The 25,995-nt window shown below is 46.7% G+C and carries 19 protein-coding genes; 12 read left to right on the forward strand and 7 right to left on the reverse strand.

All coding sequences use genetic code 11. The annotated features are described in order from the left end of the window. The first annotated feature begins 120 nt into the window (after nucleotides 1–120). The 3 genes from SK066_RS02230 to SK066_RS02240 all read left to right on the forward strand — a co-directional run bounded on the left by SK066_RS02230 (nucleotide 121) and on the right by SK066_RS02240 (nucleotide 3,315). Nucleotides 121–1,305 (forward strand): MFS transporter, encoded by a 1,185-nt coding sequence (locus tag SK066_RS02230; RefSeq protein ID WP_320543487.1) that lies wholly within the window; start codon nucleotides 121–123, stop codon nucleotides 1,303–1,305. A gap of 284 nt (nucleotides 1,306–1,589) precedes the next feature. After that, the gene (locus SK066_RS02235) at nucleotides 1,590–1,994 is read left to right on the forward strand and encodes a hypothetical protein (RefSeq protein WP_320543488.1); all 405 of its coding nucleotides are present in this window, start codon (nucleotides 1,590–1,592) and stop codon (nucleotides 1,992–1,994) included. A 535-nt stretch (nucleotides 1,995–2,529) separates the two neighbouring features. Beyond that, on the forward strand, nucleotides 2,530–3,315 hold the full coding sequence (locus SK066_RS02240) for a DUF2087 domain-containing protein (protein ID WP_188774318.1): 786 nt from the start codon (nucleotides 2,530–2,532) through the stop codon (nucleotides 3,313–3,315). A gap of 509 nt (nucleotides 3,316–3,824) precedes the next feature. On the opposite strand, the gene SK066_RS02245 is transcribed toward SK066_RS02240, so the two are convergent. From SK066_RS02245 to SK066_RS02255, 3 genes are all read right to left on the reverse strand, one after another. After that, nucleotides 3,825–4,307, reverse strand: a complete 483-nt coding sequence (locus SK066_RS02245; protein WP_188774317.1) for an AbrB/MazE/SpoVT family DNA-binding domain-containing protein — start codon at nucleotides 4,305–4,307, stop codon at nucleotides 3,825–3,827. Between the two features lie 430 nt (nucleotides 4,308–4,737). Continuing rightward, nucleotides 4,738–5,418 carry a CidB/LrgB family autolysis modulator gene (locus SK066_RS02250; protein WP_320543489.1) on the reverse strand — a complete coding sequence of 227 codons (681 nt, stop codon included), beginning with the start codon at nucleotides 5,416–5,418 and terminating at the stop codon, nucleotides 4,738–4,740. Then, nucleotides 5,415–5,786: a CidA/LrgA family protein gene (locus SK066_RS02255; protein ID WP_320543490.1), complete on the reverse strand. Its 372-nt coding sequence runs from the start codon at nucleotides 5,784–5,786 to the stop codon at nucleotides 5,415–5,417. The genes SK066_RS02250 and SK066_RS02255 overlap by 4 nt, the downstream gene beginning before the upstream one ends. A gap of 649 nt (nucleotides 5,787–6,435) precedes the next feature. Between SK066_RS02255 and cidR the strand changes: the two genes are divergently transcribed. Continuing rightward, nucleotides 6,436–7,323 (forward strand): cidABC operon transcriptional activator CidR, encoded by an 888-nt coding sequence (gene cidR / locus SK066_RS02260; protein WP_188774314.1) that lies wholly within the window; start codon nucleotides 6,436–6,438, stop codon nucleotides 7,321–7,323. A 197-nt stretch (nucleotides 7,324–7,520) separates the two neighbouring features. On the opposite strand, the gene SK066_RS02265 is transcribed toward cidR, so the two are convergent. Continuing rightward, nucleotides 7,521–8,210 (reverse strand): NPP1 family protein, encoded by a 690-nt coding sequence (locus SK066_RS02265; RefSeq protein ID WP_320544782.1) that lies wholly within the window; start codon nucleotides 8,208–8,210, stop codon nucleotides 7,521–7,523. 644 nt (nucleotides 8,211–8,854) lie between these two features. On the opposite strand from SK066_RS02265, the gene SK066_RS02270 reads away from it, so the two are divergent. Together SK066_RS02270 and SK066_RS02275 are read left to right on the forward strand one after the other, a co-directional pair. After that, entirely contained in the window at nucleotides 8,855–11,137 is a 2,283-nt protein-coding gene (locus tag SK066_RS02270; protein WP_320543491.1) for an ATP-dependent DNA helicase, read from the forward strand. A gap of 471 nt (nucleotides 11,138–11,608) precedes the next feature. Further along, nucleotides 11,609–12,022 carry a DnaJ family domain-containing protein gene (locus tag SK066_RS02275; RefSeq protein ID WP_320543492.1) on the forward strand — a complete coding sequence of 138 codons (414 nt, stop codon included), beginning with the start codon at nucleotides 11,609–11,611 and terminating at the stop codon, nucleotides 12,020–12,022. 346 nt (nucleotides 12,023–12,368) lie between these two features. Here SK066_RS02275 and SK066_RS02280 read toward each other — a convergent pair whose 3' ends face one another. Beyond that, nucleotides 12,369–14,972, reverse strand: coding sequence for an S-layer homology domain-containing protein (locus tag SK066_RS02280; RefSeq protein WP_320543493.1), 2,604 nt, complete (start codon nucleotides 14,970–14,972; stop codon nucleotides 12,369–12,371). Nucleotides 14,973–15,353: 381 nt separating this feature from the next. On the opposite strand from SK066_RS02280, the gene SK066_RS02285 reads away from it, so the two are divergent. The 4 genes from SK066_RS02285 to SK066_RS02300 all read left to right on the forward strand — a co-directional run bounded on the left by SK066_RS02285 (nucleotide 15,354) and on the right by SK066_RS02300 (nucleotide 20,914). Beyond that, a complete protein-coding gene (locus tag SK066_RS02285; protein WP_229685622.1) occupies nucleotides 15,354–15,857 on the forward strand; it encodes a MarR family winged helix-turn-helix transcriptional regulator in 504 nt (167 codons plus the stop codon). Further along, nucleotides 15,850–17,649 (forward strand): ABC transporter ATP-binding protein, encoded by a 1,800-nt coding sequence (locus SK066_RS02290; protein WP_320543494.1) that lies wholly within the window; start codon nucleotides 15,850–15,852, stop codon nucleotides 17,647–17,649. Before SK066_RS02285 ends, SK066_RS02290 begins: the two co-directional genes overlap by 8 nt. Further along, a complete protein-coding gene (locus tag SK066_RS02295; RefSeq protein ID WP_320543495.1) occupies nucleotides 17,646–19,538 on the forward strand; it encodes an ABC transporter ATP-binding protein in 1,893 nt (630 codons plus the stop codon). The genes SK066_RS02290 and SK066_RS02295 overlap by 4 nt, the downstream gene beginning before the upstream one ends. Nucleotides 19,539–20,500: 962 nt before the next feature. Next, on the forward strand, nucleotides 20,501–20,914 hold the full coding sequence (locus tag SK066_RS02300; protein ID WP_320543496.1) for a hypothetical protein: 414 nt from the start codon (nucleotides 20,501–20,503) through the stop codon (nucleotides 20,912–20,914). An 82-nt stretch (nucleotides 20,915–20,996) separates the two neighbouring features. Here SK066_RS02300 and SK066_RS02305 read toward each other — a convergent pair whose 3' ends face one another. Together SK066_RS02305 and SK066_RS02310 are read right to left on the reverse strand one after the other, a co-directional pair. Continuing rightward, nucleotides 20,997–21,749, reverse strand: coding sequence for a DNA-3-methyladenine glycosylase family protein (locus tag SK066_RS02305; protein WP_320543497.1), 753 nt, complete (start codon nucleotides 21,747–21,749; stop codon nucleotides 20,997–20,999). Between the two features lie 442 nt (nucleotides 21,750–22,191). After that, on the reverse strand, nucleotides 22,192–23,058 hold the full coding sequence (locus SK066_RS02310) for a YitT family protein (RefSeq protein ID WP_188774308.1): 867 nt from the start codon (nucleotides 23,056–23,058) through the stop codon (nucleotides 22,192–22,194). A gap of 512 nt (nucleotides 23,059–23,570) precedes the next feature. On the opposite strand from SK066_RS02310, the gene SK066_RS02315 reads away from it, so the two are divergent. Both SK066_RS02315 and SK066_RS02320 read left to right on the forward strand, forming a co-directional pair. Then, nucleotides 23,571–24,467, forward strand: a complete 897-nt coding sequence (locus tag SK066_RS02315; RefSeq protein ID WP_320543498.1) for a diacylglycerol/lipid kinase family protein — start codon at nucleotides 23,571–23,573, stop codon at nucleotides 24,465–24,467. 302 nt (nucleotides 24,468–24,769) lie between these two features. After that, on the forward strand, nucleotides 24,770–25,729 hold the full coding sequence (locus SK066_RS02320) for a nucleoside hydrolase (RefSeq protein WP_320543499.1): 960 nt from the start codon (nucleotides 24,770–24,772) through the stop codon (nucleotides 25,727–25,729). Nucleotides 25,730–25,995: the final 266 nt, after the last annotated feature.

The following is a 25,995-nucleotide window of genomic DNA, read 5'->3' on the forward strand; positions in this document are numbered from 1 at the left end:
ATTTTTTTATGGATTTTGCAGCATTCCGGCACTCCCGTTTTGAACATAAGCAGCGGATCCTGTCGATCCGTCTGCATGCATGTTAAAAATGAATCGTTTAAAACAAAGGAGAGAGAAGGCTTGAATTTCAAGGTACTGATTTTGACCATTGCGACCTTCACGGTCGGCTTGATTGAATTGATTATCGGTGGTGTACTGCCTGAGATTTCCCGTGATCTGAACGTATCGATCGGTACGGCAGGACAGCTTATCACCATTTATGCATTAGTCTATGCGATTGCTGGTCCAACGTTACTGGCGCTCACTTCCCGTGTAGAACGGAAGTCGCTGTATCTGTGGTCGATGCTGATCTTTACAGCGGGTAGCATGCTTGCATTTTGGAGCCCGAACTACGAAGTATTGTTCGCTTCACGTATGCTGACAGCAGCGAGCGGATCGCTGATCGTTACCCTGTCACTAACCATTGCAGTAAAAGTCGTAGCCCCACAATTTCGTGCTCGCGTTATCGGTATTATCTCGATGGGAATTAGCTCATCGATCGTACTCGGCGTACCGATCGGCGTTCTGATTCAAGAAGCACTTGGCTGGCGCGTGCTGTTCCTGGCGATTGCGCTGCTCACCCTCGTTGCTATGCTGATCGTTGCCTTGTTCATGGAGCGTATTCCGGTTGAAGAATCCATGCCACTGCGTGCACAGCTCGCTTCTCTGAAAAATACTAAAATCTTCAGCGCGCATCTCGTAACGATGCTGCTGCTGGCAGGTCACTATACAATGTACGCGTATTTGACACCGTTTCTGGAAAATACGATGGGATTGAATGCATACTGGATTAGTATTGTATACTTCGTATTCGGTATTGCTGCTGTAAGTGGTGGCATGATCGGTGGGATGATGTCTGACCGTCTGGGTAGCCGCCGTAGTATTCTGATCGTGATCGGTGTATTCGCCCTGACGATGGCTGTTCTACCACTGGCTGTCAAATCGATCTGGATCTTCCCGATCGTACTGTTCGTCTGGGGCGCACTGAGCTGGGCACTGTCGCCAGCACAGCAAAGCTACCTGATCGAAAATGCACCGGAAACATCCGATATTCAGCAAAGCTTCAACTTCTCCGCACTCCAGGTCGGTATCGCCATCGGTTCCGCTCTCGGTGGAATCGTGGTTAAAAATACCGGTACAGTAAACATGAATTCATGGGTTGGCGCAGCGATTGTCGTACTGTCCTTCCTGTGCGCGCTGTACTCGCTGTCCCGTCCGGCTATAGCAGCTCGACGTGTGAGCAAGCAGGCTGTGCATTCGTCGTAAGTGATGGATCGGAAACGAAATATTTTGCTACTATAAATAGTGAATGAGAAAAAGACCGAGTACTCTTAATGAAAAGAGTGCTCGGTTTTATTTTGCAGCAGAACAGAAGGAGAAACAGGAATAGAAATAGACACAGAAACAGAAATAGCAATAGAAATCGGAATTGAAATAAAAATAAAAATATAGTAGCCAATCTACCCCGGTATACGTTAGATGGGTGTATAGAGTAAAGTCATAATATAGCGATGCCATTCAACAACTTACATAGAAAAGAGTGAAGCCAAATGAAGCAACTCCTCATGCTATGGATTGCTGTTTCCATTCTGTGCGCTGCCTGTGACAAGCAAGAGACCGCTAGCACCCCAAAGCAAGCCGCTCCTGTAGCTTCAACCACCTCAAGCTCGGATACCATATATAGCTACCAACAATACGAAAAGCTATTCGATCAAAGCTCCACCAATCTAGTAATTCCAGACGCCCATATCGTAAAGCATACGACAGACACGAATCTGGTAGCGATTGACCCGGCTGACTCCTTCAACACACGCTCTTTTTTGACGAAGAATGGAGAGCAATCCAATGAGACGACGCAAAAACAATTAATCTATAAGGATAATCAAGGCGATGCGTTTACGGTAGTTGATGTGATCTACCTCCAGCATTCGCTTGGCAAAGACATGATCTCCTGACCCAGCAATACGCTAAAGCAGGAGCAAAATGAGCCAATACTAGATCAATACGATACTTGTTTAATCGCGTATAATAATATTCTTGTTCAAATCACGAGAATTTCTAAAACAAAGCCACTTGATCTGAAGCAGATGAAAACTAAAATTAGTGCGGTCACAGACTATTTGCAAAAAGAGTTGAATTAAAGTGAGCTAGATTGAAATGAGAAGATTAATGCTGATTGGATGCTAATTGGACGTTCGACTGATGGCTAGCTGTATCTGCTGTATTGGCTATACTTGTTATATTGTACATTGTAAATAACCAGCTCCTCTTCGGTCATGAACTGAAGGCGGGCTGGTTATTTTTATGTAATATTCAGAGTATAATCCGACTCAAACCGAATACGAACGAAATATAATCCGAAAAACATGAATTTGTTTGTATTTTTAATAGACAAAATATAAATTTGACTATTTATTTGATAGACATTAATATATAAATATAAAAAGTCGACTATTTAATCTATTCTATCCAAGTAAAGGAGCAATCACGATGAGTGAAATAACCAGCAAGCAGCAAGCCGATCGTTTTTGGCAGGCTTCACTGGAAGAGTTGAAGCAGGGATATATGGAGGATGCACATGCAGGGCCATTTGGTGGGTTTGTATGTCTGATCGATGGGCAGGTATTTGAAAAGGGGAGAATCTATGAGCAGGATGGGCTGTATTTTGAGGCGGAGCGCTTCGTTCAGCAGCATATTCGCTTAAACTACGTTTCTATGTTCCACTATTTGCTCACACTGAACAAAAAGCTGACCGGCTTAACGGAGCTGCAATGCAATTTACTGCAATCCTTTTATGAAGGGAAAAGTGATGCGGAGCTGGTAGCCGAGCATGGGAGCAGTAAATCGACCATTCGCAACCATCGGTTTGCGTTGCGGGAGAAAGCCAAGCAGGCACGAGTGTTATTGGCGATTATGGAGCTGCTGGAGCAACAGAGTAATGACCCTGCACCATTTATCGAGATTCATCGCACGGCGACGATGGTGGACGAACGGTATAATATTACAGAGCAGGAAAGTGCATTGCTCCTGAAGCAGTATTTTAAAGAGGGATTGGATGGGCCATTGTCTGAATTCCCACGCAAAGAGAAACGAAAAATTATTATTTTGCGTCATCTGGTGAAGCGTTTTGATAGCAATCGTCAGTATACAGAAAAACAGGTGAATGAGGTGCTATCTGCTGCATTTGCCGATTATGTTACGCTGCGCCGATATATGATCGAATACGGCTTTATGGATCGTCATGAGGATGGTAGTGCGTATTGGGTGAAGAAATAGTTACTGTTCATGATCATATTCAAGCCAGTAGTCATATCACAACCTGTGGCGATATCAAAACTACAGGTATATCCAATCTACAGCGATAGTAAAACCCCCACGTTGAATCCATCCATGATGGAATGCAGTGGGGGTTCATTTGTAATCGTATAAAATTCAATGTTAGGAGCAAAAGAATAGACTTCTTCACAAGCATGCCTATATTCAGACCATCCTAAGCGAGATAAGGATAACAACCCTACCATCACCATCATCATCTATAGCTCAAAGCCAGGCGATAGCCCTCATCCAGTGCATCTCTAACCATCGGTAGCGATACATTACATAATGGAATCGATACCAGCATGAACAGGCGCTTGGAGCACAGCTGCATTTAGAGCTGTTTCCGTCGTTCGTATCGATCATGTCTTCGACTAGAAAATGATAAATGGTTCGTTATACTGCTCGTCAGACGATCATAAATCAAGCAAAGCCAGTGATCGGTGCTACATCCTGCTCATCGCTGATCCTTAGCGCTCGTAAGTAGAACTGGATGCACGCAATTCCTTTTGAATCTGGCAAACACGGCTTTGTGAGATGCCAAGTATGCGAGCCAGCTCATTTTGTGTCGCGCCAGGGTTCTCCTGCATCGCTGTTTCCACCTTGGTCAGCATCTCACCGCGTTTGCTTCTGGACTTACGTAGAGAAGACTGCAAATTGCGGCTAAATGCAGGTGCTTCGGTCATTTGCTCCATCGGAATATGCTGGGATTCGTCACCCATCTGCTCCGCACATACTCCACAAATGAATTGATCCTTGTAGTACATCAGATCGTCAAAGCTACCGCAGAAAATGCATTGAATGCCCTTGTGCTTGCGGAAGATGATTTCTTTTTCAGTAATAAAAAATTCCATCGGATCACTAATGCCAATCTCCATCGTATCCCGAATCTCTTTCGGAATAACGATTCTGCCGAGACTGTCCAATTGACGTACCATACCTGTTTTTTTCATGATTAAGGTCCTCCGCTTTGGTCAGTTTAGATTATCACATTATCGATTGATCAAAATTCGTCTGCCTGTTGGCTCCAATCATCAGGCTGCTCTTATATAAATATACAACAATATCGGTATAAAATTCATCTTTTGCAATTGGGACTGGATAAAAATTTTGGAAATTGTCCGAATATATACGTTAATAATACATGGATAATAATGGATTTAACAGCGAGTTTCATATAGTTGTTGCAACAACTCAAATAATTTATTAATAGAAAACACAATTAAATAACCTGCAATTAATATAATAAAAAATTTAATTAAACTAATAATTATTCACTTATACGTATAAAATTATATTTAAATGATGGGTATCAAAGGGAAGTTATTTATGCAACTATGTATGTAATAGTTTATTTATACAGACACAAAAAAAGCTGCCCGTTCAGGGCAGCATCATAAGTGCAAGAATAGGCGTGGTCGCCAGTGTAAATAAAGCCGACAGAATCATCGAGATACTGGCGATCGTTCCAGTCAATGAGCTGAGCTCAAATGCCTTCGATGTACCTGTACCGTGAGCCGCTGTACCGAATAGAATGCCTCGGGCAATCTCACTTTCAATTCGGAACCATTTTACCATATACGGGCCGATCATACTGCCAATCAGACCGGTGATGATCACGAACACAGCAGTAATCGTAGGCACGCCGCCAATCGCTTGGGATACATTCATCGCAATCGGTGTAGTGATCGAGCGTGGGATAATGCTACTCATCAGATTATGATCCAGATGCAGCAGCTTGGCAAACAATGCCGATGTGCTCACTGCAACGAGCGATCCGCAAAGCACACTCGCGATAATCGCGCTGGCGTGCTTTTTGAGTGTGGGCAAGTTTTTGTACAGTGGTATCGCAAATGCAATCGTTGCTGGCTGTAGCAGCAGGGACAGCAGATGACCGCCTTCATTGTAATTCGTGTATGGAATCTTCATGATGAGCAGCACGATGACCAGAACGAGTGGAGTCGTCAGCAAAGGCGACAAGTATACACGCGGGAAGCGCTTGTACAGCTTCTTCGCTCCTGCATAGATGATCAATGTTGCCAGTAGGAAAATAATCGAATTCATGAGGAATGACGCTCCTTTCGTTTGGACATGATGGCAGCCAGTAGACCGGAGCTAGCCATAACGAGAATCGTGCTGAAAATAACAATGGCCATAATGCGTACGCCATCCTGCTCCAGCATCGGAATGTAGTTCATCACCCCGACAGCAGATGGAATGAAGAAAAGTAGCAGCTCCGCCAGTAGCCAGCTTGCTCCGATATCGACCCATTCCAGCTTGATAACGCGAGATTGTAGCAAAATGAATAAAATCGCAATGCCGATAATACTGCCGGGAACAGGCAGATGTAGCCAGCTCACCAGCAGATTCAGTAGCTCGGAGAAACCCATCAGCGCAGCGACTTGGATAATGCCTTTCCCTATATTTTTCATGAGGTAAATCCTTCTCTCTTAATATTCGATGTGTAAATGACAGTTGTAAGGAAATGAAGAGTGTTCTAGCTGATATGAAAAGTTTACATCTGTTTCTTTCATGAGTAAAATTCATATATGGCATGAAATGTATTCCGTTTGGCTATGGGTTGGGAGGGCGGGTGTGAAACACTGGTGCTGTCTTGTATGCACCACTTCGGGAAGGAATAAGGGAATGGACTTCCGTCTCGCACAGGAATCTACGAAGTAGGAGTGAAATGTAGATTCCCGTGCTCAAAAGTCCGTCCGTTTCCCTTATTTCCTTCCCTTCGTTCTGTGCTAGGAGGGACAGGGGTGTTTGCATACACGCTATGGTGAGGGGGCATTTTGTTTAATGAGGTGTGTGTATGAGACTTTGTATGCTTTATATAGGGCAGTGGAGTGGGTGGATAGTAGATAGTAGTAACAGATCGTAAGGTGAAGAGGAAATGATTTGTTGAGGTGATAAGGCGGTAACAGGGAGCATGGGGAGAAGGTGTAGGGATGGGTAGAACAATAGATAAACGAACGCATAAGTATATAAAAAACACATAAATAGATGTAAGCACATAGGCAAATAGATGAATAGATAAATAGACATAGGAATACGTTACATCGAGGAGGCGTTGGGATGGATATTCGGCATTTGCAGTATTTTATGGAGGTTGTGCGGTTGGGGAGTTTTACGCGGGCGGCGGAGGCGTTGTTTATTACGCAGCCGACGATTAGTAAGACGATTCGGGCGTTGGAGGAGGAATTGGGGGCGGCTTTGTTTAATCGGGTGGGGCGGTCGATTGAGTTGACGGATGCGGGGAGAGTGATTGAGCAACAGGCGCAGAATATTGTGAAGTCGTTTGAGAGTCTGTCCTCGCAGCTGGATGATTTGCGGAATTTGAAGAGTGGGCACCTGCGGATTGGGCTGCCGCCGATGATTGGGTCGCGGTTTTTTCCAAGGATTATTGGACAGTTTCATCAATTGTATCCGAATGTGACGATTCAGCTGTTTGAGGATGGCGGTAAGAAGGTGGAAAATGATGTGGTCAGCGGTGCGCTGGATATCGGGGTTGCTGTATTGCCGGTGTCGGATCAGGTGCTGGAATATTTCTCATTTCGAGAGGAAAAGCTGAATCTGCTCGTTCCGGTGACGCATCCGCTGGCAGGTCGGGAGCAGGCAGAGCTGATCGAGTTAGCGGAGGATTCGTTTATTATTTTCCGCGAGGATTTTACGCTGCATGGACGAATTATCGATTCGTGTATTCGAGCAGGCTTTCAGCCGAAGATTATTTATGAGAGCTCGCAATGGGATCTGATTAGTGAGATGGTGAGCGCAGGGCTGGGGATTGCATTATTACCGGAGACGATTTGTAGGCAGATCAATCAGGAGAAGCTGCATATCGTACCGGATGTACAGCCAGCGATTCCGTGGCAGCTCGGGATGATCTGGCATCGTGAGCGGTATTTATCCTTTGCGGCGCGGGAGTGGCTGCGATTTACGCGTGAGCAGATGCAGAAGCGATGAGGCAATAGATAGAAGCTTTATACTCTAGAAATTCTATACTATAAAAGTTTATATACTATGTAGCCTGTAATCTGTAAATGGAAGCTCTATCCCTTATAGTATAAACAAAATACGGTGTAGTTTACGATACAAAAGCCGCTATCTCCTCATTCGAGAGATAACGGCTTTTCGCATGAATTCCTATGCAGCAGTGAGCTTTATTTAAACCACGCTTTTTGCAGATTGCTTGTAAAGTTCGAATCCTTGAACGGTACGTTAGCATCGCCAAAGTCTGTCGTATTCAGCGCATCCCGTGCGGCTGGTGTGAGCTGTTCCCAATTGATTAGCGGTTGGGTGCCGCCCACATCGGTTACACTAAAGAGAGAATGATTCAGTGGCCAGATGCTACGGTAGCCGATGAGTGCATGGGAGCCGCTCATATTGTTGCCTGTTGGCGCAGCATTTTGGAAGCCGCCGTGCTGGGAGTACGAGATGGACAATACCTTTGGATTAGCAGCTGTCGGATCGTCGATCCAGATGACGGCACATTCCCAATCATGACGATGACCGAGCGATGGAGAGGCTTCATCCTTCGGAAAGTACCACGAATACATAATCGCCCACGCACCGTTGTACCATGCCGAGCGCGCATACACCTGACCGATGCTTTTGCTGCTCTGTCCTTCCGGTGAGCCTGTTGGCTTCAGCCCACCACTTGTATTCCCCTGTGCATCGACAGCAGGGAACGGCACACTGCCATTGTATACTTTGAGAAAGGGCTGAAAGGTCTTGGCAGCGCGCTGCGAATCATTGGTCGGTGTCACCTCGCTAAAACCAACTACCTGATCATGATTAATCACCGCGGCATGACTGGACGGAACGGGTAAAATAGCAGAACAGGCTGTCATTGCAAGTGCGCCAGATAATAACCATTTGGATACGGTATACTTCATATGTATTCCTCCTGTATCGATAGGATGCTATGTATAGCAATATTATCCAATCGAATAGGATGGATCGCCATATCAATATAGCGAGTAATGGCATGAATAAATGGGCGAAAAATAGACCTCTAACGAGCTTGTTTATAACTTGTTCATAATAGGATGCCCAATGAGATCTTTTTTCATAGCTTTCCCTTTTGATAAAATGCTTCATATCAGGTAGAGATAGAAGTGCGTAGTTTAGCTATCCAAGATACATTAAGATATATAGTTCGTGTATAGGTTATAGATTATGAAATGAGTTATAAAAGCTTGTACGATCGCACATGTAGGAAACTTACGGAACGTAGGGAAGGAAATAAGGGAAACGGACGACTTTTGAGCACGGGAATCTACAATGATCTCCTATTGCGTAGATTCCTGTGCGAGACGGGAGGACGTTCCCTTATTCTTTCCCGGAGTGGTGTACATCCTACCACCTACATTGGCTCACATATCATTAATCACTAGAATTCCTTTTATCACACTTGATAGGAATAGGATAACCACAATAAACCCACATGCATAAATAGAGACAGCTAGACACAGAGAGAAAGCAGGTGAAGATCATGACGACCATTATTGATATTCCGGTACGTCCACTGGTGGAATATGTGTATCGGAGCGGCAGTATTGAATCAGGCTTTCGCGTAGCACAGACGATGCAAGAAGGCACACGTATTCATAAGCAGGTGCAGGAAGGCTACGGAGAAGAAGGCGAGAAGGAGGTTCATCTACGGATCGAAATTCCTTTACGTGATCTGCTATTTCGCATCGAAGGACGCTGCGATGGATTATGGATAGACGAGTCCGGCTTGCTCACGGTCGATGAGATCAAATCCACTTCGATCACAGCAGAGGATATCGGAGACGGGCGTGAGGTGCATTGGGCGCAGGCGCAAATGTACGGGCATATTTTGGCTGAACAGCGTGAGCTGGAGCAGGTACGTATTCAGCTCACCTATGTACACAAAAGCAGTGGCAAAGAAACCAAGCTGGAGCGCATTCGCACTCGTCAGGAGCTACAAAACTTTGCAATGGATACATTGGAGCAATATGCGCCCTATGCGGAGATGCTAGCCGAGCATCGCCGGCGACGTAATGCTAGCATCGAGGGCTTGCCGTTTCCATTTGCCGGGTATCGTTCAGGTCAGCGGCAATTTGCTGGAGCGGTGTATAAGACGATTGGCGAGCAGGTGAATCTGTTCGCCGAAGCACCTACCGGAACAGGCAAGACGATCTCGACGTTATTTCCCGCGATTAAAAGTATCGGCAATGAACGTGCGGAGCGACTGATGTACATTACCGCCAAAACGGTCACTCGCGCTAACGCCGAGGATGCACTCCAGCGCATGCAGCAAAATGGTCTGCATCTGCATGGTGTGACGATTACGGCGAAGGATAAGGTCTGCTTTTGCACCGCCGAGGGCGGAAGTGGACGGGAGGATTGCGCGTACACGAATGGTTATTATGACCGTATTAATGAAGCGATTCTCGATATGCTCACGAACGAAACACTCATGAACCGCGATGTGATCGAGCGTTATGCGCAAAAGCATACCGTCTGTCCCTTCGAGCTGTCACTGGATGCCTCGTATGCGTCGGATGCGGTCATTTGCGACTATAACTATGTGTTTGATCCGCGTGTATCGCTCAAGCGTATGACGGATGACCAGCGCAAAAGTACGGTGCTATTAGTCGATGAGGCACATAATCTGGTCGATCGTGGACGGAATATGTTTTCCGCTCAGCTGAATAAGGCTGCATTTCTCGATCTAAAACGAGACTACCAGCAGCGTTCAGAGCCATTGTCCAAAATCGCTGGCGCGATCAATGCCTATTTTATCCGCCTGCGTAAGCAAATGGATGGAGAGCAGATGATCAGCCGCAGTGAAGCACCGGAGGATATTTTCAAGCTACTGGAAGAATTCACGATTCGTGCGGAGACGACCTTGCTAGAGCAGGGAGATAGCGGTGAGACCGAGCAGTTGCTGGAGACGTATTTTGCAGCACAGGCTTTTTTACGCATTGGACGATTGTACGATATGGAGAGCCATATTACGTATGTAGAGCAGGACGGCAGCGAGGTCATACTTCGTATGTTCTGTATCGATCCATCGCTACAGCTTCGTCAGACGGCCAAGGGATATCGCTCGGTCATTCATTTCTCAGCGACCTTATCGCCTATTCGGTATTACCGCGATATGCTGGGCGCGGCAGAGGATGATTACAATATTTCGATTCCATCGCCCTTTTCTAAGGAACAGCTCGAAGTACGCATCGTGCCTCTGTCCACACGCTATCGCGACCGGGAACGTACTCGGCAGGAGCTGGCAGAGCTGCTCGCCCAGCTGGTCAATGAGCGACAGGGCAATTATCTTGCCTTCTTCCCGTCCTATCAGTATATGCGTGATGTGTTGGAAGCATTTGAAGCGCTGGAGCCGGATACAGATATATTAGTACAGCAATCCAGTATGGCAGAGGAAGAGCGAGATCGATTCCTCGAAGCCTTCCAACCTTACAACGAGCGCACCTTAACCGGATTCGCTGTCATGGGCGGCATTTTTAGCGAGGGTGTCGATCTAGCAGGCGACCGCCTGACGGGCGTGATCATCGTCGGTGTCGGCTTGCCCCAGATTGGCCCTGAACGTGAGCTGATTCGTGAGCATTTTAGCCGAGGAGGACATAGCGGTTATAACTATGCCTACGTCTACCCAGGTATGAATAAGGTGCTGCAAGCAGGTGGACGATTGATTCGTACCGAGCAGGATCACGGTCTGCTCATGCTGGTCGATGATCGCTTTTTACAAAATCCATATGCGCAGCTATTGCCGCCGGAGTGGAAGGATTAAGGGAACAGAGTAGAAGAATGGAGATTATATAGAAGAAAAGCAAAGAGCGCGCGACCCATGATCCATTGAATATGGCAATAGTGTATAGATACCGATTTTATTAATAGAACAATCAAGACGGACGATGCTGTGTGTAGCTATTGTCCGTCTTTTTAAGCTTGTGGTATCGATGTAAAGTGCTAACATTTTTTGTAGTTGTAGTTGTAGTTGTAGTTGTAGTTGTAGTTGTAGTTGTAGTTGTAGTTGTAGTTGTAGTTGTAGTTGTAGTTGTAGTTGTAGTTTATGAGAATTGTTAGATTTTAAAATATGGTAAGCATCTTTTCACAAAAAGATCAAATTTAATACATAATTTCAAGAAAAATCAAATTTTAAAAGGGTTTCCATCCCTCGAATCCGAAGCATACTATATACCCTTCATTTTACATACCGTCGCTCTATGACCTTAACCCATACGAAAGGTGGAATTACCGCATGAACCCTAACGATAAGCCGAGCGAACCGCTCACACCTAAGAAACTAGGATCAGCTAATCATCTGGACGATATTTTTAATGATTATGTATCTAAAGGTGGCATGGACAATCTCAAAGGAGCAGGTAAGCCGCTTGATGCGCCCGATGGCGATGTATTAAACTCCGTACTCAAAACCGCCAACTACCTGCCACCCTGGTTAGAGCTGCAAAAGCAAATTCGCATCGGGATGAAGGAGCTGATCGAGCAAATGGATCACCATCTAAACGACTCATCGACAAGCCAATGGGAAGCGCAAATCGATGAGCTGAACAGCCAGATTAAAAAGTATAATATCAGCGTACCGAATCCATTACTGCAAAAGGGATTTGTGTCGGTAAATAATGTTAAAACAAAGTATGAGCAATGGGAGTAGCACTAGCTGCAAAGTAGTCAGCAACCTTCAAACGAATGCAATATAACCTGTTTTTATCCGATACATAGCCGTTCACTTGCTGATTAGTAGCCAAAAGAACACCCAGCCCATTGTCGTCGGATAGCAGTTGTGTCGTTCTGTACTGTATCGTCTCAATCCGTATCATCACATAAACAATAGTATATAAAAAGGCGAGCTTATCGATGGAGATAAGCTCGCCTTTTACTGTGTGTGGGTTCAACCTATAAACTGCACATGCGTTGGTTTTAAGTGTTGCCTTGTCATGATGCTAGATCGTACTTGTAGGACGGTATTATTGTCATTTCAGAGTTATTTTATTTCAGAATTATTGTCCGTTCGAAGCCTTATTAATCGCATCGTACGCCCAGTGCTGAGGTGTGACATCAGACCAGTTGCTCGAACCTTTTCCTGTTTCAGTTGCTGAATTTGACTGAATACGGTTCAACACAGTTACAATCTCAGCACGAGTAACCGGCTGGTTCGGATAAAATTTGCCATCCGGGAAGCCTTTCATTAAGCCAGCAGCTACGACTTTGTTAATATCCGAAGCTGCCCAGTTGCCGGATACATCGCTGGTGCTCGGCGAGGATGTGTTAGAGCTGTCCAGCTCCTTCCAGCGTGCGATCAGCGAGGCAAGCTCAGCGCGTGTTACTGCTTGTCCTGGTTGGAATGTGCCATCTGGATAACCTTTCATCCAGCCATTTTGCTGCACGAGTCCGATACCGGAGGCTGCCCAGTAGGAGGCGGGAATATCCTTGAATTCCAGCTTGCCTGCACTACCTTGGTCGCCGATCAGGCGATCCAGCATCACGGCAAGCTCGGCACGGGTAACCTTTTGCTCTGGACGGAAGGTGCCGTCCTGATAGCCCTGAATATAGCCCTTGTGATTGTCTTTCGTACCTGTCGCTACTGTCGGTGCAGTCGCTGCTTTGCCTGTTTTGGTAGCAGGAGCTGCTGTTGCAGCAGGTGCCGATACGGGAGCGGGTGCTGTAGCATTGTCTGCAACGATATCATCCAGTCGCGAAGCCCCTGCGCCATTGCTTCCACTACCACCACTGATCAGAATCGGAATGCTTGTCGTTGGATCGACAGGCAGCTCTGGCAGGAAGGGGAAGGTGATCGTAAGCAGCGGTGCTTCCAGTGGTACATACGTGTTGTCGGTTGGCGTAGCTGGTGTAGTTGCTGTTACAGGAGGAGCCTCTACGCCGTTGTTGCCATCTTCGTTATTGCCAGCAGTTGGTTGTTCCGAATCGGTTGGTGTAGTCGGAGTCGGATCGGCTGCATCGGTCTGTGGCGCAGCTACGGTCTGTTCTGGCTCAGCCTGTAGGCTCGCTGGAATGACCTGAATGGTATACGTTTTGCTCTGACCACTCGGTGAGGTGACTTTTAATGCTAGATCAGTCAGATCATCGGTCAATGGAGCCGTATAGATGAAGCTGTGTGTGCCATATACTTGATCCGTCACAGTGACGCCGTCTACGGACAGTGTCGCATCCGGATCATATACGCTAGCCTGTACGGTAATGGCGCTTGCGTCTGCATTCATATTCGCATGGTACATCGTTACATCTGGCTTGAAGCCCGGCTGTAGCGTACCATTTTGTAGCGATAGGGACGTCAGCTCTGTGCTGCTCTCCGGTGCATGTGCGCGAACAGTGAATGTTTTCTCCAATGTGCCGCCCTGTGGCCCGGTTACACGGATACGTACCGGATAACTGGATACACCGCGTACGAGTGAAGAGGCGGTTACGAGTCGGTTGTTCTCAATGTCGAAGTAGCTGTTGCCTTCGCTGCCTTCACCCGAGACCAGACTGAAAATAAAGCTATCGTCTGGATTAGCACTGGTTGCTGTCAGCAATCCTGCACTCGCACCTGGCTTCATATCCCAGGTCAGATCATCGCCAGACAGCGTCAGATCAGTTGGAATATCCTCTGGAGCGGTCTGATAATCAGCATGAATAGCAGCAAGAGCAGCATTCATATTCGGGTTCACACTGCTGTAAAAGACCAGCTCGGTCGATTCGCCCGGTTTCAGATTACCTGCATTAAAGGTTAATGTCAGCCATTCATCGGCAAGCTTTGCATCCATACGCTCTGCTCCATCTGCCTTAAAGGCTGGTGCGCTATACGGATCACGGCTATAGCCTACAGAAGCCTGTGCACGAGGATCGCTGGCTACATACATAAACACATTATCGCTGGCACTACCCATAGCGATCGCGATCGCATCGGAATCAGAAGGTGGATTGGAGGGAACCCAGTTGATGGTGCTGTTATCGTTATTCAAGTCAGCATCCATATCCGGATCGAGGAAACGCATATAATGAACATCGTAGACGGAGTTAGTCACGCTGGGATTGGTAAGAGTAATGGTTGTTTTATAGAAGGAATCGCCTGGTTTGAATGAGATCGTTTGATTAACTCCGAGGGCTTGATCGCGTGTAGTGCCCACTGTGCGGGCAGCAAGTAGATCATCAGTGGAGATGTTTTGCGTAGTTCCGGGGATATCGATATTGCCGTTTTGCTGTTCATTGATGAAGCTTTTGGGGCTGGCGTCTGACGGGGTTTGCTTGTAGCCGACGATGAAGCCTTCTGACGGACTGCCTGGCAGGATGTAATCGCCACTGCTCATGTCCTTACCGTTATCATAACCATCACTGTCGGTGTTCAGGCCAATACTTTTACGCAATGAACCGGGGTGGAAGCCGCCCGGGCTTGCGGTTGATGTACCCAGTGTGCCACTTTCTGCAATGCCTAGCTCCATATACTGTCCACCAAGATACGTATCCTGGCCAACCTGTTCATGACGTGCAGTGATTTCTGCCGCATGGATTGGAGCAGAGGGGAGCAATAGCATGATGGCGAGCCAGCCGCATACGCTAGTTTTGGCAGATAGACGCCATGGCGAACGCAGGCTGCTTGTTTTCATATTTGATTAACCTCCTTTGATCTGTACGAGCTTTGCAAGCTGCTGCAAATCCTCTCTATATACTTATCGTAATTCTGAAGAATTTTTTAACATTTTTATGGTAAAAAAATACTCAAAAACGTAAAAAAGAATATTTCTTAACAAAAATTTAACAATTTTAATATCCAGTGGTAAATTAAAATGAATTGCATCAAAAAATATACGAAATGAAACGTCTTAATTTATAAGAATAGGCTTAAAATACGCGAAACTAGTGGTATTATAATAGATAATGATTGACAAAGAATTACTTCAAGTTATAAAATTAGATAACCTAATAAATAGTCATGCTAAATAATAGTTTGCTTACACAAAATGTGATCGAATCCCGGGGTGAATAATGTGGAAGATGTAAAATTTGAAGGAATCTCGCCGATGGGCGAGGAGCTGCTGCGAGCGTTCCGCTTATTTCGAAAAGCGGATTGGCGGCAAAAGCCTGTAGCTGGCCATAAGCCAAGTGAAATCATGGCATTAATCTGTATTGGCAATCAGGAAGATTGCAAAAGCTGTGGCATTCAGGTTTCCGAGCTTAGCCGTATGCTTCGCGTGACGTCTCCCACTGTAACGCAATTGATTAAAGGCATGGAAAATGACGGCCTGGTTGAACGCAATATGGACCCAAGCGATCGCCGTGCTGTTCGTGTTACGCTAACCGATAAGGGCGAATCCATCATGGATCAATCGCTGTCCGTGTTCAAAAGCTCCTTTGAGGGGCTAGTTGATTATTTGGGAGAAGAAGAGAGTCGCAAGCTGGCACAGCTGCTTGGACGTGTATATGAGTATTTTGAAGAACGAGTATTTGAACCGCTGGAGCCCACCCACAAAGGGGATGGTCAACATGACTAGGATGCTCCGTCAACTGCGGCCTTATTATGGGGCCGCAGTTTTTATTCTATTGCTGACCTTTTTGCAAACGATGTCAGAGCTATTTTTACCTACATTAATGGCTGATATTGTGGATACGGGGATTGCGCATGGGAATATCCCGTACATCTGGCGTATCGGCTCATATATGCTTCTTTTTGCTGCGCTTGGCATGGTGTGTTCCATTACCGCTAGCTATTTCTCGGCGCGTGTTGCGCTTGGATTTGGGCGCGATCTGCGTAGTCGTGTGTTTTCGCATGTGGAGCATTTTTCGTTGCAGGAGTTTGATCGGATTGGTACAGCCTCGCTTATTACACGCACGACCAATGATATTACGCAATTGCAGCAGGTGCTAACCATGCTGCTACGCATGATGCTTATGGCACCGCTAATGATGCTGGGCGGTATTATTATGGCGGTATCCAAGCAGGCGCAGCTATCGCTGATCTTTATTGTGGTCATTCCAGTGCTGGGGCTGACGATCTGGCTGATCGGACGGCGTGGATTCCCGCTATTCAAAGCACAGCAGAAAAAGCTGGATCGACTCAATATGGTCATTCGTGAGAATCTGACCGGGATTCGTGTCATTCGTGCCTTTAACCGTGATCGTTATGAAAATGTACGCTTTGACGGGGCGAGTCGCGATCTGGCAGATACGGCGATTCGTGTGAATAAGCTGATGGCGCTCATGATGCCGATGATGATGCTAATTTTGGACATATCGATCATTTGTATCGTTGGTTTTGGTAGCTTTCAGATTAGCTATGGCAATATGCAGGTCGGTGATCTGATGGCATTTGTACAGTATGCGACCCAGATTCTATTTTCCTTTTTGATGTTGTCGATGATCTTTATTATGATTCCGCGTGCTTCGGCATCGGCGGCACGTGTGAATGAGGTGCTGGATATGCAGCCGGATATCGTTGATCCGGTAGCAACTCAAGCGGCTAGTGGCACTGCATCTGCTGTAGCAGCAGACCTGAACACACGCGCTCAGCCTGCTGATCAGGCGAATAATCGTGCTGCTCGTGATGTGGTGCTGGAGTTCGACGGCGTCGAGTTTTATTATCCGGGTGCCGAACAGCCTGCGCTGAAACATATTTCATTTCAAGCGCGCCGTGGTGAGGTGACCGCGATTATCGGGGGTACCGGATCAGGGAAATCAACGCTGGTGAATCTGATTCCACGCTTTTACGATGTAAGCGCTGGTGCGATTCGATTGAATGGACATGATGTGCGTGAGCTAACGCAGGAGCGATTGCGCGAGGGTGTCGGGTATGTGCCGCAGAAGGCGCTATTATTTACCGGAACCGTAGCGGACAATATACGCTATGGTAAGCCGGATGCGACGCAGGAGCAGCTGGTGCATGCTGCTCAGATTGCACAGGCGGATGAGTTCATTTCGCGTATGCCAGAAGGGTATAATTCTGAAATTGCGCAAGGTGGCTCTAACGTATCGGGCGGTCAAAAGCAGCGCTTATCGATTGCGCGTGCGCTGGTGCGTCAGCCAGAGCTGTATATTTTCGATGATAGCTTCTCGGCACTGGACTTCAAAACGGATGCCAAGCTGCGTGCAGCCTTAAAGCAGGAAACGGTCAATGCGACCGTGCTCATGGTTGCCCAGCGTGTAAGCACCGTTCGGGATGCAGACCAGATTATCGTACTGGACGAAGGCGAGATTGCTGGAATCGGTACACACCATGAATTAATGCAGCATAGCGAGGTATATCGTGAGATTGTATCGTCGCAATTGTCGGAGGAGGAGAGCGCATGAGTAACGATAACAATCGCAGACCCTCCGGACGTCCTCCCGGTGGTGGCCCGATGGGTGGCCCTCCAGGCATGGGCATGAGATTGCCAGGTGAGAAGCCGAAAAATTTTAAGGCTACGCTGAAACGATTGGTACGCTATCTGCGTCCATATCGGCTACACTTGCTTGGTGTATTGATCGCGGCATTACTAAGTACATTATTTTCTATCTTTTCACCGCGTGTGCTCGGTATGGCGACAGATGAGCTATTTAACAGTGTGAGCGGTGGTCGAGCGATCCGATTTGATTATATTTTCGAGCTGCTTGGTATATTGGGTGGGTTGTATATATTTAGCGCGCTTTTCTCGTATATTCAGCAATATTGGATGGCATCGGTCACGCAAAATACGGTGTACGAGATGCGTCGTGAGATTAAGCAAAAGCTGACCCGTTTACCACTTAGCTATTATGATCGCCACAGTCATGGTGAGGTGCTGAGTCGCGTCACAAATGATGTGGACAATATTAGTACGACCCTCCAGCAAAGTCTGACGCAGATGATTACGTCTGCCGTAACACTTGTTGGTGTAATTGTTATGATGCTAACGCTGAGTCCGCTACTGACCCTGATCACTGTACTGACCATTCCACTTAGTCTGATCGTGACGATCTTCGTGGCACGTCGCTCGCAAAAGCATTTTGCCGGACAGCAGGCAGCACTGGGTCAATTGAACGGTCATGTCGAGGAAATGTATACCGGACATCAGATTGTGAAGGCATTTGGACGCGAGGAAGAAGCGCTACAGACCTTCGATGGATTGAATGAGAAGCTGTATAACTCGGGATGGCGTGCGCAGTTCATTTCAGGAACGATCATGCCGCTGATGAACTTTGTGAGTAATATTGGTTATGTGCTGATCTGTGTGGTCGGCGGGATTATGGTCACACGCGGCAGTATCGGAATCGGTGGTATTCAGGCATTTATCCAGTATGCCCGTCAATTCTCACAGCCGATTACCCAGCTCGCCAATATCTCGAATATTATCCAGTCAGCGATTGCTTCGGCGGAGCGTGTATTCGAAGTACTGGATGAACGGGAAGAAGAGCGCCCTGCGCTGAGTGAAGGCGTGAGTATGACGAAGGAGGGCACTTCTTCTACTCCAGCTCGTGTACGTGGAGATGTGACCTTTGAGCATGTCCAATTCGGTTATAAGCCAGATCAACTGCTCATTGGCGATATGAACATTGAGGTACATGCCGGTCAGACGGTTGCTATTGTCGGCCCAACAGGAGCAGGGAAAACAACGCTGATCAATCTGCTTATGCGCTTCTATGAGTTAAACGGTGGCGTCATTCGTATCGATGGACGCGATATTACCGAGATGCCGCGGGGCGATCTACGTAGTCTATTCGGGATGGTGCTACAGGATACATGGCTATTTGGCGGTACGATTCGCGATAATATTGCCTATGGGCGCGAGGGTGCGACTGAGGAGCAGATCGTGCAGGCTGCGGAAGCGGCACGTGCGGATCATTTTATCCGTACATTGCCAGAGGGCTATGATACGGTGCTGAATGAAGAAGCATCTAACATTTCACAGGGGCAAAAGCAATTGCTCACGATCGCCCGCGCCATTCTCGCTGACCCGTCGATCCTCATTTTGGACGAAGCGACCAGTAGTGTCGATACACGTACCGAGGTTCTGATCCAGCAGGCGATGAATGAACTGATGCGCGACCGCACGAGCTTCGTCATTGCTCACCGCTTGTCTACGATTCGTGGTGCTGATCTGATTCTAGTCATGAATCATGGTGAGGTGATCGAGCAAGGAACGCATGAGCAGCTGCTGGAGCAGAACGGTTTTTATGCTGATTTGTATAATAGTCAGTTTGCTGATGAAGCGGCTGGGTGAGCAGAGCTATCCAATGCTATAGTAAGATGAAAATTTCAGTGAGAAAGTTCGATTTGAAAAAGTGCTAGGCTATGGAAGGCATTATAGTTGTTTGGGTTAACTTTGTTAGTGAGCAGGTCTATCACATATTGATGTTGTGCAACAATCACTCCGGCAAGGAATAAGGGGACGGACTCAGGTGGAGCCGCGGGAATCTACTGGATTAGAATGTTAATGTAGATTCCCGCCCCTCCAAAGAGGTAAGATATTTTGCTTCGCAAAAATCACTTTTTATTTAACCTCGTGTTAGAAAAGGCACTAACACTATAAGTCGTCCTTTCCCCTTATTTCCTTGCCTTCGTTATGTGCGGCTTGCATCATGAGTATGAATACACAAGTAAGATTTTATATTGTTCTTACTATCATTTTTGATATTCTACATAATTAAAAGCTCATACTAGTGTATATGTGTTTATACTGTTATAGTATGGTTCCTTTATTGATTTAATTTTGTAGTAAGATATAAATTTCGAGTTGAAAAAGCAAAAGCCACTATCTGCGTCAGCAGAAAATGATAATACAAATTTCTTTTCTAGACAGATGCCTATATACAGCAAGTTAATTGCGCAATATGTTACAACATGTATCAAAGCCACACGGCGTTAATTGTTCATTCTAAGCTAGTTAGCACAGTTATTTCTCACTACGTTACATATGCTATGCAGTTATGCAATATAGACGAATTAGCTCTGTTAATAAAGTATCCGCATGCTCATGCAAGCACGAAGCGGAAGGCAGAGAACGATGCCAAAAGACCGACCTTTAAGCCGGGATACGCCATCTTTTCCCCCATTCAAAGTATCCCGGCTTAACCGGAGGTCGTTGGCATGTTCTCTGCCTGGAGCGGATGTCGAATCACCACCCTGGTGATCAAAAACCAGCCAAGCATTCAAAAGCATGTAAAAGTAAAGGAGATCAGACTCATGAACAAACAAGAGCCATCTAGCAGCAAGATTGCATACGGACAGCGGAGTATATATGTGTATTCGTTAGGGCATTCACTGTATCCGCTAGATTGGGAATTGTGTTTTGATGAGGTGGAGGAGTATAAGGAGAAGCTGAAGCGTAAATATGATCGTTTTGAAGAGCGGTATAAGCATATCATTGGCGAGCTGGATGTATTGTATAGAGAGATCGATGGACTGCTTGCTCTGGCGCTCGCAGATGCAGGGATAGAGAGTAGTAATTCTGCGCTGCTGCGTTGTCCGCCGATGATTATGGCTTTACCGCGTGGAGATGTGAGCGGTGGAGCGGATGTTGCGATTATTTTAAAACTGGAAGAGGATGGAGAGACGCTGGTATATTCTCCTTTGCCACTGGATTATTTAACGAGGTAAATCGTTGGTTTACCTCGTTATGCGTAGGTGGCACCTTATGAAGTGATTGGGATCGAAGCTTATACGTATTCCATACGATTCGTCATTGCGGATCATATGGTTCCTGTGTAGGTATAGGTGTATCCGTATCCGCAGCTTGATCATCATTAGAAAATTCAGCAAACGTTTTTCCCGAATCGACCCAGCCAATATTGATCGCTTCCCATAGATAGATCGATGCAGCAGTTGGATAGGCGCTCCAGTTCAACTCGTGCTGCTGTGTATATTTGCCGTCCTCACGTTCTTCCATCTGATGCAACCAGCGTGCGGCGCGCTGCAAGCCTGCATCGCCATGGGATAAAATGCCCGTGCGTCCCAGGCTAAAAATCAGAAACATTTCCGCCGTCCAGCGTCCAATTCCTTTGACAGCCACAAGCGCTTGCAGCACTTCATCATCCGACAGTTCATCCAAATGATCTAACGGTAATAGACCCTCCTGCACATGATGACATAGATCGCGAATATAGCGAATTTTGAACATCGATACGCCAACTGCACGTAGCTCGTCATCCGTATACTTCCCGATCGTCTCAGGACTCATATCCTCCCCACATAGCTCCACTACCCGCTTCCAGATCGTAGCTGCCGCCTTCACTGACAACTGCTGCGAAATAATCGACGACACCAGCGAAATAAACGGATCACTACGAAGCGGAATTTCAAGCGGCCCAATCTGCTCCATCAATCTCCCTAAGACCGGATCACCCTCAGCCAATGCACGCATATTCTCGCTATCTAAAGCCAACCGCAAATGAGTCGGTCGCGAAAAAGAATTGGAATCTAAATTCGACATCATATGTCCCCCTATTTTGATGATATGTACATACCGATTATGCCATACTATTAGCTTCATTAAGTCTTGAAAAGTCTTGAAAATCTTTAAATTGACAAATGTGCCTGTTGGGTTAAATGTGTTAAGCGTATGCTGCAAGCAGCACAGAACGGAGGGAAGGGCATGAGGGGAAAGGACTCCTTTGGAGGGGCGGGAATCTTCATTTGCACCCAATTCCAAAAGATTCCCGCGGCTCCACCCGAGTCCGTCCCCTTATTCCTTCCCGCAGTGATTGCTGCCCACCAGCATAATCCAGCTAACCACATCAACCAATCCAACACTATAACAAAAGAAGCCCCTCCCCCTCAGGAGAAAAAGCTTCTTTATCGTGAATCAGATGAACCCTTTATTGGGTTATGTGTAATAGATATACCTTATACAGCTCACTCGGCCTTGCTTAGCTGGCTTAGTGAATATTCTTTTTCTCGAAATTACCGCCAATGACTTCGCTCACATGCTCTACTGCGAGGAAGGCGGTCGGGTCAATATCGTTCACAATCGTACGCAGCTTGGCAAGCTCCAGACGGCTGACGACGCAGTAGATCATTTGCGTATCTTCGCCAGAATAGCCGCCTTTGGCGTACATGAAGGTCGTACTGCGACCGAGACGATCCATGATCGCCTGCGAGATTTCATCATATTCCTGCGAGATGATCGTGACTGACTTGGATTCCTCCAGACCTTCCACGACAATGTCCATTACTTTTGCCGCAATATAGTAGGTGAAAATAGAGAACATCGCGGAATCCCAGCCGAATACGAATCCGGCAGCGGTAAAGATGAACACGTTGATGATCATAACGATCTGACCTACAGGCATATGGAACTTCTTCGCTAGCAAAATGGCGACAATCTCTGTACCATCCAGCGAGCCGCCAAAACGGATAACCAGACCAATCCCGAAGCCGAGAATCACGCCGCCGAACATACTGGCGAGCATTTTATCATCGGTTAGTGCAGGTACATGGTGCAGGTAAGCGGTCATCGAAGACATGACAGCGATTCCGTACAGGGTCGATATGGCAAAAGTTTTCCCGATTTGCTTATAGCCTATAATCAGGAACGGTACGTTGATCACAAAGATGAAGATACCAAGCTGAATGGTGCTTAGCTCGGACAGGATGATCGAGATACCGGTGATACCGCCATCGATCACGCTGTTGGGGATTAGAAAGATTTCCAGTGCGACCGCCATCAAGACGGCGCCGGTCGTGATGAAGATAAACTTCGCGAGCAACTGGCTTAAGCTCATTTTTCGGTGTTTTCTTGGCATGCACAATCCTCTTTTCCAAAATAGTTTGGGTAGGATTGTTGATTAATTCCATAAGCGCTGCATCAAGCTCCGGCTCCCTGTTGCCGGATTGGACATGGAGACGTGTTATAAATGGTCGTGCAACCATGTGACAGAGGAACAAAGCGGGAGTACGGACCGGTATGACGAAGAGCATTATAGTCAGCAAACGTACCGGATAATCAGTGGGACGACGTGCTTTTTCTATGAACATGCTGAACCGGTAAGCGGCTATATCGAACTATTCAACAAACTTTTATCTTAAATTAATAATGATAATCTACCTATATAAATTATAGCATAAAAACAGCACGCAAACCCAGAAAAGATCAAAATTGTTTCGATTTTTTGCAAAAAAGCCAAATTTCCCGAGCAATTAATAGTATATCGCAACAAGGCAACTGAAATATACGCCAATATCGTAAAATCACAAAAAAATTTGATTTTCATCAGAGCTAGTTGGTTCATTCTATGCTATATACGGAGGGGTTAAGATGTATAAAAAGGGAATGCTTATCTATAACGGAAATGCTGGATCGGTCGATACGACACAGCTGGGTACAGTGCTCGGCATTCTATCAGTGGAGCTACCCGAGCTTATCGTAAGGCGCACAAGTGAGCCGGGTGAAGCAAAAAAGCTCTGCCGCGAGTACGGAGAGCAGGTAGATGTAATGTACATTTTAGGCGGAGATGGTACGGTGCATGAATGTATTAATGGACTTGCTGACCTGAAACGCCCGCCTGTGATTGGTGTGCTACCTGGCGGCACCTGCAACGACTTCTCTCGTGCGCTAGCGATGCCGCAGCAGCTAGCACGAGCAGCGGAGGTGCTGAATGAGCGGCAGACACGCACGCTGGATATCGGGACAGCCAACGGACATTTTTTCACCAACTTCTATGGTATTGGTCTGATCTCAGAAACATCGCAAAATATTAATGCGGATATTAAAGGTGCATTTGGAAAGCTGGGCTATTTTCTAAGCACATTGCAAACGGTACGCACAGCGCAGCCATTCACGTTTGAGCTAGAGCATGATGAAGGAACACTGTCTGGTGAAGCGGTCATGATCTATGCGGCAAATGGACGTTTTCTAGGAACGAATCCGCTCCCATTTCCACAGGAAGCGCTACAGGACGGCTTGCTCGATGTGCTGATTATCCGTGAAGCCGGCCTGCCGCTGCTGCGTGAGCTGCTCAGTCGTAAGTCGCCGGAAAACTGGAGACCGGAAAATAGCAATATCGAATACATTCGCACATCCCGTCTGGAGCTTCGGACAGATCAGCCGATGCCAGCGGATACGGATGGAGAGATTTATTTGCAAACACCAGCGCAGCTCGGCGTGTTGCCGGGTAAGCTGACCTTTTTGATCGGTGATTCGGCTGGAGAGTAATTGCCGATTGGGCGTGGATGCGCTGGATGAATGGACGGATTTTTTCGTGATTGAATTAAATTTTCAGCGCAGGAGATCATGGATAGATGAACAAATTCTTGAAAACATAGACGGATGATAGGTCGCGCGATTTCGTTTTCCAGTAAATGACTGTGGAACATCGCTTCATGTTCCCTCATAATAGAAGATGGAAATGCACGGGCTGTGCTGATCGATGCAGCAGGGTGTCTATTTGCGTAGATGATCCGTATCAATCATAGTCACAGTTAGATAAAGCATATATATTGGGGGAATCGAGCAATATGTCACAGATGAAATCCGTATATTTTAATCATGATGCCGGTGTCGATGATCTGGTATCGCTGTTTATGCTATTGCAAATGGATAATGTGGAGCTGACAGGTGTCTCGGTCATTCCAGCAGACGGTTATTTGGAGCCGGGTGCAGATGCGAGCCGTAAAATTATCGACCGTTTTGGTCATGGTAATCAGGCACCGGAAACGGCAAAATCGAACTCGCGTGGTAAAAATCCATTCCCGCCAGCATGGCGTATGCATACGTTCTATGTGGACGCACTGCCGATTCTGAATGAATCCGGTACGATGGAAGCACCGTTGTCTGATCTGCCTGCTCATCGTCATATGATTCGTCAGCTACTGGCGAATGAAGGCAAAACAACGCTGCTATTTACCGGGCCATTGACAGACCTCGCCCGTGCATTAGATGAAGCGCCAGAGATTGAAGACAAGATCGAAAAGCTTGTCTGGATGGGTGGCGGCTTTGAGCGCGGTAATGTGGACGAGCCAGAGCATGATGGCACAGCAGAATGGAATGTATTCTGGGACCCGGAAGCGGCATATCGCGTATGGCAAAGCGGCATCGAGATTGACCTGGTTGCTCTTGAAAGCACAATCAAAGTACCGCTGGATCTGAAAATCCGTAAACGCTGGGCAAACGAGCGCCGTTATGAAGGTGTAGATTTCCTCGGTAACTGCTACGCTTGCTGTCCACCGCTCGTGCATATGGAGAACAACTCGACTTATTATTTCTGGGATGTGCTGACGACGCTGTCGATTGGTAAGCCAGAGCTGGTGAGCAAAAAGACGATTAACTGCGTTGTAATTCCTGACGGCAAGTCTCAAGGTAGAACAGTCGAGCAGGCAGATGGTCGTCCGGTGAATCTGGTGTATGATACCGACCCAGAAGCTTTTGCAGATTATATGATTGAGCTGGCGAAAAAGGCGGCACCTGCACGGTACTGAGTAGCGTTCGGTTAGGCGCGTGATCGCAATTGATATCGTAGCATAGACGCAGTGTAGATTATGTAATAGGTTATTGTATCGAAGTATATGGAACCGACAACATTATCTTTAACCGGGATAAAGGTATATTTAAATGAGATAGGAGCATCTTTAACAGCTGGGAACTCTATTTTGATTTTAAAATGGAGCGGCTGTTGAAGGTGCTTTTTTGTGTTTTAGAGTGAAGGGCAGATTAGCATCGTTCCCAAATAGTCGATTGGATCGCA

The organism is Paenibacillus hunanensis, assembly GCF_034055775.1.
GTDB classification, from domain to species: Bacteria; Bacillota; Bacilli; order Paenibacillales; family Paenibacillaceae; genus Saccharibacillus; species Saccharibacillus hunanensis.